Below are 16,660 nucleotides of genomic sequence, written 5' to 3'. Positions count from 1 at the left end.
GGTAGCTTAAAACCCGATGTTGAGGCCGGCCAGGAACACCCGCGACTGCGGGTAGATACCGCGGTCGACGCCGCTGCCCCCAATCTCGGGGTCGAAGCCGGAGTATTTCGTCAGCGTCAGCAGGTTCTGGGCCGACACGTACACGCGCAGGCTCTTGCTGCTGATGTAGCCGAGCAGGCTGGGGGGCAAGGCGTAACCCAGCGTCAGCAGCTTGATGCGCATATAGGAGCCATCTTCGAGGAAGTAGCTGCTCACCCGCAGGTTCTGGTTGGGGTCGCCGGCAATGGCGCGGGGTACGTCGTTGCTGGTGCCGGCGCCCGTCCAGCGGCCCAGCACGCGGGTGCTGGAGTTGCTGTTGTTATACAGGCCGCCTTCGGTGTACACCCGGTTGAGGTTGTACACGTCGTTGCCCTGCGAGCCCTGCAGGAACAGGTTCAGGTCGAAGCCCTTCCAGCTCACGGTGTTGGTCAGGCCGTAGGTGAAGTCGGGGTTGGGGTTGCCGATAAAGGTCCGGTCGAGGTCGGTAATCTGCTTGTCACCGTTGAGGTCCTTAAAGCGAATGTCGCCGGGCGCCGCACCGTTCTGGGTGGCGTGGTTATCGAGGTCGGCCTGCGTCTGGAACAGGCCATCGGCCACGTAGCCGTAGAACGAGCCGAAGGGCTGGCCCTCGTCGAAGCGTACAATGGCCACGCCGTTGCGGTTGGCCAGCCCATTGAAGGGAATAGCGCCGTTGAGGTCGTCAATGCGGTTGGTAAACGTGGAGAATACCAGCGTTGTCGTCCAGTTCAGGCCGCGCTCGGCTCCCACGATGTTGCGGGTAGTCACGGCCAGGTCGAGGCCCCGGTTATACGACGAAATGGCGTTGGTCGGCAGTGCCTCGTAGGTGCCCGACACCAGCGTCGGCGGTACCGCGCTGATGAGGTTGGGCGAGCGGCGGTCATATACATCCACGTTCGCGCTGATGCGGCCGCCCAGGAAGCCCATGTCCAGACCCAGGTTAAACTGCACGTTGTCTTCCCATTGCAGGTTCAGGTTCTGCCCCCGGGTAGGCGCCGCCCCAATGTTGATGGTCCCATCGGAGCCGAAGGGATAGGTGATGCCCGAGTTTATCGTGGCCAGGTAAGCAAATTGTCCGGCGTTCAACGGGTTGCCCACTTTGCCGTAGCCAGCCCGGAGCTTCAGCTCACTTATTTTAGTGTTGCCGCGCAGGAAGTTCTCTTCCGAAATACGCCAGCCCACCGAGGCCCCGGGGAAGAAGCCAAACTTCCGGCCCAGCGCAAAGGCCGACGTGCCGTCGTAGCGGGCCGTGGCCGTCAGCAGGTATTTGCCCGCAAACTCATAGTTTACCCGGCCAAAATAGCTGGCCAGCCGCTGCCGGCTGCTGGTGCCCGAGTTACCCAGCCGGTCGTTAATTGGCCCATTGTTAAGCTGCTGCAGCAGGTTGCTGGTGTAGCCGCCCCGGCCGCCCTGCAGGTTGCTGTAGTTAAATTCCTGTGCCGACTGCCCCGCCAGCAGCGTTAACTGATGCTTGTCAGCAAACAAGTGGTCATAGGTCAGCGTGTTCTCAATGAGGTAGCTAGGGTTGTAATTCGTGTAGTAGTTGGAGCCGGCCGTGCCGGGGCCGTTACGCGGCGAATTAGCGCCCAACTGAGGGGTGAAAGCCCGGCCGTAATCGAAAATCAGGTCGGCTCCCACGTTGGTGCGGGCACGCAGGCCCTTTAGTACTTCCACCTCGGCAAACATCGTGGTCAATACCCGGTTACGGGTAAAGTTTGCGTTCGTGATGAGGGATTGCAGCACCGGGTTGGGCTCGGCGTAGTTGTCCACGTCGCGGGGCTCATACCAGGTGCCGTCGGGCCGGTACACCGGAATGGTGGGCGGGGCCTGTAGCACGTTGTTCAGCACCCCAAACTCGTCGCCGCCCGTGTTTACCTGCCGGTCGTTCAGATGAGTCAGCGACAGGCTGTTGCCGATTTTCACGCGTTTGCTCAGCTGCACGTCGCCATTCAGGCGCAGCGTGAAGCGCTCGAAGCGCGAGCCAATGATGGTACCATCCTGCTGGAAATAACCCGCCGTGGTGGCGTAGTGCATCTTCTCCGAGCCACCCAGTGCCGACAAGTTATAGCTCTGAATCACGGCCGTAGGCCGGAAGACGGCTTTCTGCCAGTCGGTGCCCTCGCCCAGCTTGCTGGGGTCGCGCAGGTTGTCCAGGGGAGCCGTTGTTCCCTGCGCCAGCCGGCTTTCGTTGTTGATGGTGGCGTACTCCTTGGCATTCAGCAGGTCAAGCTGCCGCCACGCGGTCTGAACGCCCCGGTAAGCATCCACATTGATGCTACTGCTGCCCGTTTTGCCCCGCTTAGTGGTGATGATGACCACGCCATTGGCCGCTCGCAGTCCGTAGATGGCTGTAGCAGAAGCATCCTTCAGTACATCAATGCTCTCGATGTCGTTAGGATTGATGGCGTTGAGCTGGTTCTCGTCGTTCGAAGGCAGCGGGTAGCCATCCACCACGTACAGCGGCGCATTGTTGCCAGCCGAGGTCACGCCGCGCACCCGCACCGACGTGCCGCCCGCTCCGCCCGGTGCGCCCGAGTTCTGCGTCACAGTCACGCCAGCCGCCCGGCCCTGGATAGCCTGGGTTGGGTCCGACACTGGCTGCGAAGCCACATCCTTGCCCGAAACCGAGGCCACGGCCCCGGTCACGTCCTGACGCTGCTGCGTACCGTAGCCGACCACTACCACTTCATTCAGCTTCTGCAAATCTTCCTGCAGGGTGATAGTCAAGGAGGTATTGCCATTTTCACTCACCGGAGCAGTCTGCGTGGCGTAGCCCACAAAGCTGAATGTTAGCGTGCTGCCTGCCGGGGCATTCAGCGAGAAAGTGCCGTCGCTGTTCGTCGCCGTGCCGATGGTGGTGCCGCGCACCAGCACCGTCACGCCGGGCAGCCCCACGCCGTCGGCGCTGGTCACGCGCCCGCTCACGGGCACTTCGGCCGTGAGGCGCAGCGTGGCCAGGCGGGGAGCCACACCTGGGGCGGCAGCGGCAGCCAGCGGGGCAGCGCAGGCTAGCAGCACCGCCGTGCGCGACAGCCGCGCAATGAGGTAAAACTTTCGCTTCATGAAAAGAATAGTAAAGGTGGGAACAAGTGAATGGCGGTGAGAGAGTAGTAGCCAGTTTTTACTTGGCGTTAGAAGTCGTTTTGGTCGAAGCCGAATTGCTGCCAGTACCGGTCGAGGCGGCACCGGTAGCCTTGCCCGGCTGGGCGGCGCTGCGGGCGCTGGCCGCGCCCTGGTAGCGGAAACGGGCCGTTTGTGAGCCCACGCGGAGCGTAAACCAGCCGTCTTCCAGTTGCGCCACGCCTTCACCGTTGGGGTAGCTCAGGTCGCGCATCACATCGATGTCGAAGGTAAATTCGCGGCTCTGGCCGGTGGCTAGCTCCTGCTTTTCAAAGTGTTTCAGCAGGCGCACCGGCCGGGTGATGCGGCCCACCTCGTCGGTCAGGAACCACAGCACGGCCTCCTGCCCGGCGCGGCTGCCGGTATTGGCTACCCGCACCGTAGCCCGCAGGCGCGCCGACGGGTTGGTAAGCACCGAGTCGCTCAGCTTCAGGCTCGAATAAGCGTAAGTGGTGTAACTCAAGCCCTCACCGTACTCGGTGAGCATGGTGCTCTTGTATTTCACGCCCCGCTGCTCGAAGCCTACGCCAAAGTCGCTCAAATCGAGGCTGTTTTCGTTGTTGTCGTGGTGGTAGTTAGAGATGTGCCCGGCAAACAGCGGGTAAGTAAACGGCAGCTTGCCGCTGGGATTCGCCTTGCCGCTGATGATTTCGGCTATCGCCGTGCCGCCGCCGAAGCCAGGCAGCCCCGCCCACATAATGGCGCTGGCTTTGTCGGCTACGCTACGAATAATGTTCGGCCGCCCGCCAATCATCACCAGCACCGTGGGGCGCCCGCCGGCCTGCGCCGTCCGCACCAGCTGCTGTTGGTCTTCGGGTAAGGTCAGGTCGGAGGCATTGCCCAGGCCTTCGGTATAAGGCCGTTCGCCCAGCGCCAGCACTACCGCATCAGCTTTTTTAGCCGCCGCTTCAATACCTGCAAGGCTGAGCTTGCCAGTTTTGTCGTAGTAGGGCAGGGTTTCAATCTGGACGCCGGGATACTCCTTACGCAGTGCTTCCACCAGCGTCGGAATGTCTGCCGAGTAGCCCGTCTCCGGGCGGCCCTGCCAGGCCAGCGTCCAGCCGCCCGCCAGGTTGGCCCGCGACTCGGCTGAAGGCCCCACTACCAGCAGGCGCTTCATGCGCGACGGCAGCAGCGGCAGTACGTTTTGCTCGTTTTTCAGCAGTACGATGGACTGCCGGGCGGCTTCCACCGCTTGGGCTTTCAAGGCCGGGTCGCCCACGCGACTGAGCCGGTCGGCCCGCGGCATGGGATTATCAAACAGGCCGATATCCTCCTTCATCTGCAGCATCCGGCCCGCCGACAGCGTCACGCGGGCCTCAGTCAGGCGCCCTTCCTGCACCAGTTCCTTCATGATGCGGCAGAAGTTGGTATTGTAGGGCGTCATCGCCACGTCGATACCCGCGTCGATGGCCATAAAGGTGGCTTCCTTCTCGCTTTCAGCTACTTTCTGCACCCGTACCAAGCGGTTTATGTCTTCCCAGTCAGTCACGGCTACGCCCTTGAAGCCCATCTGCCGCCGCAGCAGGTCGGTCAGAATCGCTTTAGAAGCGTGCACCGGCTCTCCGTTGATTTCGCCGGAGTTTATCATCACGCTCTTCACGCCTGCATCCACGATGGCCTGGAACGGCGGCCGGAAAAACTCCTGCAGGCGCTGGGCCGGAATGAGGGCATTGGTGCGGTCCCAGCCATTGCGCGGGTCCGAGTAGCCCAGAAAGTGCTTGCCGCAAGCTGCTACTTTGTAGGGCGCAATTTCGGTATTGCCTTGAATTTCCTTGACGTAAGCCTCGCCCATGCGCGAGGCCACCAGCGGGTCTTCGCCGAAGGTTTCGTACAGGCGCGGCCAGTACACGTTCACGCCCAGGTCCTGCACCGGTGCGAAAATCCAGTGGTGGCCCAAGTCGGCCGATTCCAGCACGGTAGCGCGAGCGGCCTGCTGGGCCAATGCTGGGTTGAAGGTAGCACCAAGGTTGATGTTGTGCGGAAAAATGGCCGTGCCCGACACGTAGCTGGCGCCGTGCATGTGGTCGATGCCGTAAATCATCGGGATTTTCAACCGCGACTCGCGCATAGTAATGCGCTGCAATGCCATCGAATAGCGCAGCCACTGCGCCGCCGGCACGGCCTCACCATTGATGAACGAACCGACGTGGAAATCACGCACCAACGCTGTAGTTTTGGCGGAATCCAGGAAAACGTCCTTGGCGGCACCGGTAGTGTTGATGGTCGATATATCGAGCTGTGTCATCTGCCCGATTTTCTCCTCCAGCGTCATTTGGGCCAGCAGCTGCTTTACGCGCGGGCTAAAGTTGGCAGCGGGTAGCTCAGCCGTAGGCTGACTGGTTGTAGCAGCCATTGGCACAGCATGGCGCTGGCAGGCGCCCAGTAAGGGCAAGGCTACCCACAGCGCCCGCCAGGCCGAACGCACCGGGAACGTTGCCGGGCGAAACCGTGAGGAAGCTGCCGAAGCAGAAGTAAGAACCGAGGGGAGGGCAGTCATCAGGCAGAATAGAATGCCCAAAAGTAGAGCGTTGTGTTTAGCAAATGCAAGTGTGAAAAATGCGCCTAGAGCCTTGAAAAGGCCGTTTTTCGCTTTAATAGCACAAATGTTGTACGCTTGCCGCACACGCTAAAAAACACGTTTTATTGCCCGGCTAGCCTCGAATGGCCGTTTTGCGGAAAACGGCGGATGGCTTAAAAAACAATGAAAAAAAGTGCGTTTTCCGCAAGATTTTTTTCAATCAGACCACAAATCTTATTCTGGGCCCCAAACGTTTGCGGTTCACTGATAAAAAGCTGGTGTAGTAGGTGCCTACTCTGCTCCGTTCACGTCCCGTAATGATGATTGCCAGTTCAGGATTCGGCTTCCTCCAGCTCGGCTACCGCATCCAGTAGTACGAAGGTCCAGGGTTCGCCATCCTGGTAATTAACCGCGTGGCGCCGCCGCTGCAAAGCTGCCAGCACCTTTTGCGCAAATGCCCAGCTGGTGGCCTGCCGCAGCTCCAGTACGCGCGCCAACTCCGACACGGAGTAGTTGCCCTTGTGGGCATGGAGCAGGAAAACTGCGTATAAAGCCTTTACGATGGAAAACTTACACTTCTGTAGCAACGTGCCGGCCGTGGCCGATTCCACGTAGCGGCAGCGGGTGCAACGCCGGGCGTAGGGCTCGCGGGCGTCGCAGCTCTTCTCGTGGCCACACTTACGGCACTGGTAGCCGTGAGCCCACTTTAAATCAGCCAAGTAGCTTAAACACGCATCTTTATCCGGGTAAATCTGGCTGAATTCGCCAAAATCGACCTCTTTGGTGGGCTCCTGAATCCGGGCCGCTTTTACGGCGTGCAGGTCGCGGCTGAGCTCGCTGTTCAGCTTTTCGATGGCGGCCGACTGTAAGGCTAACAGGCCGTTGGCCTCCAGTAACTCCCGGTTCTGGGCAGCTACAGTATCGTTTTGCTGTCGAAGCTCTTCGGTGCGACGGGTTACTAGGGCTTCCAGCTCGGTATTGAGCTGGTCTTTCAGCGTCTGGTTTTCCTGCAGCTGCTCTACTAGTTGGTCCTGCGCCTGGTGCTTTTTGCGCAACTGCTTAAGCAGGCGGCGTTGCGTAAGGAGTGTGGTGTCCAGAATTCCCTTGATTTTCTCGCTCAGTGCGTAGCTCAGAATAACTACTTCCAGCACAAACGCTGCGTTGAGGCTGTACACTGTGTAAGCATTGTTAATGAACTCAATCCCCAGTTTGCGCGAGATGAGGAATACCAGGCTGCCGCCTACCAGCGCATGGGCCAGCAATATGTAGCTGGCCTGCTTAAGCCCTGTGTGCCATGATTTCATGGCGGCGTAGTAGATTAAGCAGTAGGGTATTAGGTATAGCCAGAAGCTGAAGCCCGAATGTATGAGGGCCGAATCGATAACCAGCAGCGCTGTGCTAATGCCTACTACCCAGCGCCCTACTCTATCGAGGCCGGGCAGCCGTGTGGCTGTTTCCAGAAAGCTACGGGCGTAGATAGCGAAGGTGAGCAGCAGCAGTACTGGCGCCGCCGCACTGATAAAATGATTAAGCTGCGGGCTGCTAGGCCAAAAATACTGGAAGCCCAGGCCATCCTCTGATAGAAACAGCAGCGTGCCGCTAAATACATACAGTACATAGTACAAGTGCGACCAATCTTTAATGAAAAAGAATAGAAACAGGTTGTACACCAGCATGATGGTTAGCACGCCGTAGAATACTCCCAGTAGCCAGTACTGCAGCGAAAGCTCGGGAATAAGGCCCGGTCCGCTGTGTAGCATAGCCCGGAAGCTGGTACGCGTGTCGGAGTGCAGGCGCAGATAATAAGTGACCGTCTGGCCGGGGCGCGGCGGCAGGTCAAACAGGAAGTTCTTGTAGGGATGAGGCCGCGTGGCGAACGACTCGGCCGCGCCGGTAGCCACACTGTCGTAAGCCCCAGTGCTACCCGCGCTGGGGCGGTAGAAAACGGCCCGGCTGGTATGCGAATCATACAATTCCAGGTACCAGGCCTCGGCCTGAGTGGGAGGCTGGCGGAGGGTTAAGCGTAGCCAGTAGGCGCTGTTTACATGCTGGATATTCGGAGGCTGGTTGCTGGAGCTGAGCTGCTTAAACCGACGGTCGCACTCCGGGCTGCGGATGTCGCGGATAGAGAGAAGGCCCGAAGGGTCTTCCAGCACGCTGTACAAATTGTCCGTTAGGAAAAGCTCCTGCTGCGCCGGGCTTACTTTCACCGTGTCTTCGGGCACGGCCCAAGCGGGGACTGTTGGCCCCAACAGACCCAACAATACACAGGCTGTCCACAATCGATTTCGGACTTTGACAAAGAATGAATTAGAAAGTAGAGGAATTCTCATAGCAAGGGCGAGAGAACGTTTCAGAAAAGGATAGGTGGGAGCAGACTATAGCAAGGTAAGCACAAACACGAAGCTCCGTTTGCGCATACAAACGGAGCTTCGAAGCCTTAATTCACCATAACGACGGGTTTACAGCTCATTCCAGGGTGAGGCGTTGAGCTTGCGAATAGCCTTCTGGGCCGTTGATGCGTAGCAAGTAGAGGCCCGCGCTCAAGCCCGGCAAATGAATTGATATATCGCCAGTCGCTAAACTGCTAGTTGTTTGTTGCCATACCATTCGGCCATTGGCATCGACCAACTGCAACTGCAAGCCAGCGCGTGGGGCTTGGGCGGGTAGCTGTACGGTAAGGTTACGAGCGGCTGGGTTGGGGTAAAGGTTTAATTTAGAATGATTTGCAGTTGCGGAAGTAGCCGAGATAACGACGTCGCTTAGCTTCACTACCCAGTAGTCGAAGCTGCCTTCGCTGGCCTGACTGCGAGTGCCCGACACGCCCGAACTGGAGAAGCCACCCAGAATAACCCCGCCGTCGGCGGTCTGTTTCAGGCTGGTTAGCACCTCATCCTGAGCACCACCATAGGTGCCATCCCACTGCTTGACACCCATCGAATCGACTTTTACTACCCAGTAATCGGGCGTGTTGTTCGGGCCCATATTAGCTTGGGTTTTCTCGCCGTTGACACCTGAGTTCGACTGGCTACCAAAGATATACCCTTGGTCGTCGGTTTGCTGCAGGCCGTTGAGACTGTCGTAGCCATCGCCGCCGAAGGTCTTGTCCCACACCTTGGTGCCAGTGGGGCTGAGCTTGACAATCCAGTTGTCGAAGTCGCCGCGCACGCCCTGCGTTTTTTCGCCCGATACCGGCGAATTTGAGAATCCGCCTACTAGATAGCCCCCGCCGTTGGCCTGCACTACACTGGTAAGGTTGTCAAAACCAGCGCCACCGAGTGTGGCATCCCATTGCTTGGCGCCGGCGCTGTCCACTTTCACAACCCAGAAGTCGTAATCGGCATTGCCGCGCGTGCCCTGGCTTTTGTCGCCCGAAGCACCCGAGTAAGAAAAGCCGCCCAACAGGTAGCCACCATCAGCGGTGGGCTGCATGGCATTGAGAATGTCATTATTGCTGCCGCCCAGGCTGTGGTCCCATACCTTGGTGCCGGTGGTGTCGAGCTTAAGCAGCCAGTAGTCGAGGGCGCCCTGCCCGGCTTCGCTACGGTCACCTTCGATGCCGGAACCGGTTTCGGCAGCTACGGCGTAGCCGCCGTCGGCGGTCTGGTGCACGGACGCCAGCCGCTCATTGGCGCCGCTGCCAAAAGTCTTGTCCCACACCTTGGTGCCGGTGGCATCAAGCTTTAGCACCCACAGGTCAAAGCCACCCATGCCAGACTGCGTTTTACTGCCGGAGGCGCCGGAATTCGATTGGCCACCAATGATGTAGCCACCGTCAGCGGTTTGATGCAAGCTGCTGAGCTTGTCGTCGTTGCTGCCACCGAAAGTCTTATCCCATTGCTTCACACCGGTGGCGTCGAGCTTCACCACCCAATAATCGATGCCGCCGAAGCTGGCCTGCGTCTTGCTGCCCGAAATCCCTGAGGGCGAGAATCCGCCCAGGATGTAGCCGCCGTCGGCTGTCGGCTGCACTACGGTTAGCCGGTCTTCACCACTGCCGCCGAAGGCACGGTTCCATTGGATGGTTGGCCTCTGGGCGGCAGCTTGCTGGACTGTTGTAAGTAAGGCAGCCCCGACACAAACCCGGCGCAAGAGAGTAAAGAGTGAATTCATGGGAATTTTGAAGTTGGACAGGGTGGGAGGGAACTCAAGCCGGGCACAAGGCGGCACTGCGAACACAATCGTTTGCAGCGGTGGCCGGGATTCGTGCGGCTAAGCCCCTTTATTTCTCAAATGTACTGTGCTTTGTTTGGCAAGCGCAAGCCTCAAAACCCCGTTTCCAGCCCGTAATGAGTGTTTTCAGTTTGTACGCAATGTTTAGCTGTACGCTTGCTGCACACGCCAGCGCATTCGGATTGCTAGCTGAATAGGCTGATGTAGCCCTTTCTTGTCGGGGCTGGCAACAGGCTGGATGCGCTAAAAAACAATCAGAAAAATGAGGGTGGACCCGAAAAAACGCGGAGCAATGCCATAAAAAAAGGCCGTCCGCAATTTGCGGACGGCCCTCTCACGTAGCCGCGAGGAGAATCGAACTCCTATCAAGCGTTTAGGAAACGCCTATTCTATCCGTTGAACTACGCAGCCGTAGTGCAAAGGTAGGCACGGTACGGGGCTTCTTACGACTTATACAGTAGCACAATGCCAAATGAAAGCACGGTCAGAATCAGCCCCACCATAAACACTGTGTAACTGGTACGTAGCAGGCCGTATTTCCGCGAAAGCACTTCGCCGAGATAATACACGTCGGTTACCATGTTGGTGTAGAGGTCATCCTTGCCGCGCATCAGCTCGCGGATGCCACTCTGGAAATTATCGAGGCTGAGCTTGGTGAAGTTGCCGAAAAACAACAGATTGACGCGGCGGTTGGTGGCAATCTGGGGGCTGCGCTTGAGCCACTTGAAGCTGGTAACGTCGGGCTGGGCCGACAGGATGGCCGTCACGACCGAGCCCAAGGAAGTGAGCAGCAGAATACCCATCGGCACGGCCAGAATGGGGTTGCGAGTGAAAGTCGGGCCGATAGATGAGGTTTTAGCACCAAGGTAAGTGATGATGACCGACAGCAGTACTGCGTTGAGACTAATCATCATGCTGGCCTTCTTATCAGCCATGTCCGACAGCTTGATATGGTTGCTGTACATGGTACGGAACATCGTTTCGATGCCCCGTTTGGGCTGGGCAAACGTGCCTTCTTCCTGCTGCTTTTGCTTCTTTGCTTTTTTCTCCTTCTTTTTCAGGTAGTCACGCTGGTCCTCCAGGTTGGCTTTGAAGGCATCGTGGTAGCGGGCTTTGCCTGCTTCAGAGTGGTACTTGTGGGCTGCCATGAAGCCTACCTGCAGCTCGGCCCACTCAGAGTTGGTGTAGGTTTTTCCTAATGCAATTTCCCATTCGGTGCGCAGCAGCTCGGCGCTCGAGCGGTAGTCTTCGCGGGCTAGGTTGCTCATGTCGGCATCTACCAACAGCTCCTGCAGGTCAGTTTCCGGATTCTCGTCGCGGTGCGTGGCTTTGATGGTATCCTGCACGCACTGAATACGGTCGTCAGAAACTTCATGCTCCTTTAACCAGGCGCCAGCCCGCTCCATCGAGCTGAATTCGTGGCCGTCATAAACGTCGATGTAGCCAGTGTCGTGAAACCAGGCGGCCAGCAGCAGCGCTTCGGTATCGGCAGCCGAGAGCCTGGCATCGACGGCCAGCAGCCGGCACTCGCGCACTACGTTTTCGGTGTGGCGTAGTGAATGGTAGGTGAGCTTGGTGGATAGCTCTTGCTCAAACAATTCGATGACATACGCTTTAGCTTGCTTCACCAGCGCCGACTGCGCGGCCTTGGCTGGCTTGTCGGGCTGCTCGTCCTTCTTAGCGGCTTTTTCGGTATCGGCGGGAGCAGAAGATTGGTTTTCCATGCGGTAAGGGTGCGGAGTAAATATAAAATCACCCTTGCGCTTTCAACGCGAAGCATCCGACAGAAGTTAAGACCCGTCGCCTACTTCTTCGAAAACAATAAGCCCCGGCCAGGGCCGGGGCTTGCTTTTTGCAGAAAGAAGGGTGGGGGAAGGAAAGTAAATATTAGTCAACTGCCAGACTGGGGCCAGACACCATGGATTCATCCTGAGGCTCGGGAGGAGCAACGGTAGCGCCGGGCACCACCTGTGCCGCCGACAGCTGGTTAAGGCACTCGCCGGCGCACACCTGCCGCAGGCGGTAGCTGCTGGGAGCAGGGTTGGCGTTGCCATCATCCACGAAGGAGTAAGAATGCAGCTCCTGCCCGGCGCCCTGGCCCGGCAGCACGGCCACCGCGCGGTAGTGGGCCTGGCCTTCGTCGCGGCGCTCCACGATGAACTGGGTGGCGGGCTGCTCGCCGGTGCTGGTCCAGTACAGCACCACGCCCACTGAGTAGGAGGTGGGGCGGCCGATGCGCAGGTCGAGCAGCATTGGTCGGGCAGCGGCGGTGCTGTCGTTGCGGGTCTGGGTGCTGTCCGGGGTGGCCTGTTCCCAATATAGCCCCAAATGCTGCTCGGTGGTGTACATAGCTAGTGTTGGGTTTAGCTTGGCGCTGCTGGATTGCGCCCGCGCGGCAACACTCAGTAGAAACAGGCTTGCCAGCAGGGCCGACCAGGATAAGCTGCGGATAAGAGTTGTCATATGTTTTAGGTTTGGGAGAGTTGAGTAGTATGTCGCTGCTATACTAGAAGAGGGTTTAGCTGCGCCCGACCTGCTTTGTAATTTTCTGTGCAAAACTATGACTGCTCAAAGCAGGGTGAAAGTTGCCTGCATCACATGATGATGTGATTTCACATCATCATGTGATAAAACCTCCTCGTCGGCCGGCTCGGGCGTTTGGCCACCGCAGCAGCCCGAATCGGCCTTGGCATGTTGGTTTTAGTCGTATCCCAGCTCGTATACTTAACCGCACGGCCGCGCTTTGCGTAAGGCCCCGCACGGCTTTGTGCCGCCGCTTACCCCGCTCCCCATGTCTTTTCTGTACCGATTTCGTACCGCTCTGCTGCTACTTAGCGCGGCTTACGCTGTGCCATTCAGCGTGCTGGCCCAAAAAAAAGCCAGCCAAACTTCGCACCTTACCCGGCCTAATTATCGGCACGGCGGCGAAACCTGGCAGGCCAAAGCAGCCCCCGACAGTACCCGTCTGCGCTATTCCGTGTTTCTGATTGGCGACGTGGGCAACCCCGTGTTTGCCGACAAAGGCGGCGAGCCCGCGCTCAATTTCATGCGCAAGCAGATGATGGAAGCCGGGGCTAAAAGCACCACCATCTTCCTGGGCGACAATATCTACAACCAGGGCCTGCCGCCCGAAGGTGCCCTCGACCGCAAGGTGAGCGAGAAGCGCATCACCACGCAGCTCGATGTGCTGCGCAACTACCCTGGCGAGAAGTACATGACGCCCGGCAACCACGACTGGATTCAGGGCGTGGCGGGGGGGCTGGAGCAGGTGCGCCGCGAGCAGGCTTTCGTGGAAGAGTACATGGCCCAGGATTCATCGGCCTTCTCCTACACCGGTGACTTCTTCATGCCCCGCGACGGCTGCCCCGGCCCCTATGAGGTGCGCGTGCAGGACGACCTCGTGCTGATTGCCGTGAACACGCAGTGGTTTCTGACCGCGCCCAACCTGCGCCCCTTCGGCTCCGATGGCGGTTGCGGTGTGGATAATGAGGACGATTTTTTTGAGCAGCTCGAAGATGTGGTGCGCCGCAACAAGGACAAGCACATTATGATTTTCGGCCACCATCCCATCTATTCCGATGGTATTCACGGGGGGTATTTCACGCTGGGCGACCACCTTTTCCCCCTCAGCATTGTGTATAAGTATGCCTTCCTGCCGCTGCCGGTGCTGGGGTCGGTATATCCGTTTGCCCGCAAGTACGGCGGGATTAGTCAGGACATTCCGCACCCTTATTACCAGCGGTATAAGAAAGGACTGGAAGCCATTTGTGACAAGTACCCGAATATTGTGTACGCCGCCGGGCACGAGCACAACATCCAGTATTTCACCAGAAACAACACGCACCACATTGTAAGCGGCTCGGGCTGCAAAACCCAGCACGTGAAGCCCGGCGACGGCGGCAACGCGCTGTTTTCGGACAAGGAAAAGGGCTTTGCCCGCGTCAATTACTACGACGACGGCCAGGTGTGGGTAGAGTTCTGGGTGCCCGAGGGCAGTGGCGAAACGGCCCGCCGGGTATTCCGCTATCCCATGTACGCCAAAAACACCCAGGGAATTGCCTACACGAAGCCAGCCCCCGAAACGCCCGAAGGCAAGAAAGACAAGGCCGAGGACAGCGGCAAAGCTGGCCCCTTGCCCGTTGTGCCCAAGAACCGCCCCAATTTCAGCGATAGCACCGTGACGGTGGCCGTGAACCCGGAATACAACAAGCACGGCAAGTTTCACAACTGGCTGTTGGGCACACACTACCGCCAGGAATGGGCCACGCCCGTGCCATTCAAAGTGCTCGACATGAGCACGGCCAAGGGTGGCATCACGCCCTACAAGCTGGGCGGTGGCAAGCAAACCGCTTCGCTGAAAGTGCGCAATGAGGAAGGCCGCAACTACACCCTGCGCGGTATCGACAAAGACCCCGAGGCCGTGCTGCCCGAAAACCTGCGCACCGGTATTGCCAAGGACATTCTGCAGGACCAGATTTCGGCCCAGCACCCGTATGCGTCCTTCGTATTGCCGCCGCTGGGTACGGCTGCCGGCATCCTGCACACCAACCCCGTGCCGGTATACATTCCGCAAGACCCCCTGCTGGGGCAATACTATTCCCGCTTCGCCAACCTGCCGGCCGGCTTCGAGGAAGATGCCAAGGACGACCAGAGCGACGTGGCCAGCCTGGGCAATGCCAAAAACCTGGTGAGCACCGAACGTGTGCTGGAGCGCATTATTGATGATAACGACAACAACGTGAACGATAAAGCTTTTGCCCGTTCGCGCTTGTTCGATATGTGGGTGGGCGACTGGGACCGGCACGAGGACCAGTGGCGCTGGGCCGAAAAGAAGGACAAGGACGGCGACCGCACCTTCACCGCCGTGCCCGAGGACCGTGACATCGCCTTCTTTAAGGGCGACGGCGTGCTGCCCTACCTGGCCAGCCGCAAGTTCGCCATCCGTAACTTCCAGAACTTCGGCTACGACTACGCCGACTACAAGGGCCTGAACCAAACGGCCTTGAGCAACGACCGCACCTTCCTCTCGGGCGTGACGCGCGAGCAGTGGGTGAAGGAAGCCGAAGCCATGAAAGCGCAGCTCACCGATGCCGTCATCGAAAAGGCCTTCCGCGAAAAGTGGCCCAAAGCCATCTACGACCTGCACGGTGCCGAAATAGTGGCCAAGCTGAAAAGCCGCCGCGACCTGCTGCCCGACGTAGCCGCCAAATACGCCGATGTGGTAGCGAAAATCGTGGAAGTGCGCGGCAGCCGCAAAAATGAAAAATTTACCGTGGAGCGCCTCAAAGATGGCAATACCCACATCAAAGTGCAGAAAATCAACAAAGAGGGTAAAGTAACCAAAACCCTCTACGACCGCACCATCGAGCGGAGCGTGACCGACGAAATCCGCCTCTATGGCATCGCCGGCCGCGATGTGTACAAGGTGAAAGGCGAGGCCAAACACGGTATTAAAATGCGCCTTGTGGCCGGCACCGGTCGCGACAGCATCAGCGACCAAAGTCGTATCAGCGGCCTGCGCCACAAAACCCAGCTTTACGACGCCGACACCGGCAACGTCATCAACGCTGGCAAGGAAGTGCGCCTGCGCCTGGAATCGGGCACCGAAGTGAGCCGCTATGACCACCCCAAGCGCTTCGACCTCAAGGATTATCGGCTGAATTACACCGGCCCGGCCCTGTTCTTCGGGTTCAACATCGATGATGGCGTGCTCGTGGGCGGCGGCTTCACGCACCGGCGCTACGGCTTCCGCCGCGAGCCCTATTCCTCCGAGCAAAGCCTGACGGCCAACTTCGCCCCGGCCCGCGAGGCGTATAACCTGCGCTACACCGGCCACTTTGTGCGCATGTTCGGGCACAACGACCTGCGCGTGTTTGCCCAATACTACGGCCCGCAGCTGCTCTACAACTTCTTTGGCATCGGCAACGATACCAAGAATTTAGCCCAAGGCGACGAGAATATCTTCGGCGTGCCCACCAACCGGGCCGTGAACGACAATTACCGCATTCGCTTCGAGCGCCTCACGGTAGCCCCCATGCTGGAGCGCAAAATTTTCGACTTTCTGCGCTTCGGCATCGGGCCGCAGTACGACCAGTTCCGGGTGTCGAGCAGTCCCATCGGTAAAATCATCGCCGATAGTATCCGGGCGCAGGATGGTATTTATGAAAACACCCGCTTCGGCATCCGGGCTTCCGACTTTCAGACCAACCAGTACCTCGGCGGCAAAGTGTACCTGAACCTCGACGCCAGCTCATCGGCTAAAAATCCACGCATCGGTCTGCGCTGGTACAACGAATTCCAGTATAACTGGCAGCTCAACCACGAAGGCCTGCAGTTCGGCCGCTTCACCTCCGAATTCCGCGCCTACCTCACGCCCAACCTGCCGTTCCGCCTCACCTACGCGGGCCGCATTGGGGTAGAGCACAACATTGGCGATTACCGTTTCTACCAGGCCAACACGCTGGGCGGCACCACCAACCTGCGCGGCTACCGCCGCACGCGCTACGCCGGCCGCACCGCCCTCTACGCCAACTTCGAGCCCCGTCTGCAGCTCTTCAGCTTCAATGCCTACCTTTTCCCCGGCAAGTTTGGCATCCTCGGCCTGGCCGACGCCGGCCGCGTGTATTCCGACAACGATACGCGCAAAGGCATTGACGCTTTCCACACCGGTTTCGGCGGCGGCATCTACGTCGATATTCTGAGCGCGGCGGTTATCAACCTCACGTATTCGGTAGGGGAGGAGAAGCTGGTTTTTGTGGGCTTCGACTTCCTGTTCTAAAAGCCCAGCAG

Annotated in this window: 7 protein-coding genes and 1 tRNA gene; 1 reads left to right on the top strand and 7 read right to left on the bottom strand. The window is 58.8% G+C overall.

Translation table 11 applies throughout. The features are described from left to right. Positions 1-6: 6 nt before the first annotated feature. The 7 genes from Q5H93_RS07175 to Q5H93_RS07145 all read right to left on the bottom strand — a co-directional run bounded on the left by Q5H93_RS07175 (position 7) and on the right by Q5H93_RS07145 (position 12,334). Positions 7-3,120, bottom strand: a complete 3,114-nt coding sequence (locus tag Q5H93_RS07175) for a SusC/RagA family TonB-linked outer membrane protein (protein ID WP_305005826.1) — start codon at positions 3,118-3,120, stop codon at positions 7-9. A gap of 58 nt (positions 3,121-3,178) precedes the next feature. Next, entirely contained in the window at positions 3,179-5,533 is a 2,355-nt protein-coding gene (locus tag Q5H93_RS07170; RefSeq protein WP_305005825.1) for a beta-glucosidase family protein, read from the bottom strand. A gap of 497 nt (positions 5,534-6,030) precedes the next feature. Further along, complete coding sequence (locus tag Q5H93_RS07165) at positions 6,031-7,923, bottom strand: 7TM diverse intracellular signaling domain-containing protein (protein ID WP_305005824.1); 1,893 nt, start codon at positions 7,921-7,923, stop codon at positions 6,031-6,033. A 244-nt stretch (positions 7,924-8,167) separates the two neighbouring features. Beyond that, on the bottom strand, positions 8,168-9,670 hold the full coding sequence (locus Q5H93_RS07160) for a T9SS type A sorting domain-containing protein (protein WP_305005823.1): 1,503 nt from the start codon (positions 9,668-9,670) through the stop codon (positions 8,168-8,170). Positions 9,671-10,210: 540 nt separating this feature from the next. Continuing rightward, positions 10,211-10,282 (bottom strand) — tRNA-Arg (locus tag Q5H93_RS07155). 32 nt (positions 10,283-10,314) lie between these two features. Beyond that, positions 10,315-11,595 (bottom strand): Pycsar system effector family protein, encoded by a 1,281-nt coding sequence (locus Q5H93_RS07150; RefSeq protein ID WP_305005822.1) that lies wholly within the window; start codon positions 11,593-11,595, stop codon positions 10,315-10,317. Between the two features lie 163 nt (positions 11,596-11,758). Further along, positions 11,759-12,334, bottom strand: a complete 576-nt coding sequence (locus Q5H93_RS07145; protein ID WP_305005821.1) for a hypothetical protein — start codon at positions 12,332-12,334, stop codon at positions 11,759-11,761. A gap of 328 nt (positions 12,335-12,662) precedes the next feature. Here Q5H93_RS07145 and Q5H93_RS07140 point away from each other — a divergent pair, with 328 nt between their 5' ends. After that, positions 12,663-16,649, top strand: coding sequence for a metallophosphoesterase (locus Q5H93_RS07140; RefSeq protein ID WP_305005820.1), 3,987 nt, complete (start codon positions 12,663-12,665; stop codon positions 16,647-16,649). The last annotated feature ends 11 nt before the right edge of the window (positions 16,650-16,660 follow it).

The organism is Hymenobacter aranciens (assembly GCF_030580865.1).
Classification (GTDB): Bacteria; Bacteroidota; Bacteroidia; order Cytophagales; family Hymenobacteraceae; genus Hymenobacter; species Hymenobacter aranciens.
This window is presented reverse-complemented; position numbering and strand designations above follow the sequence as displayed.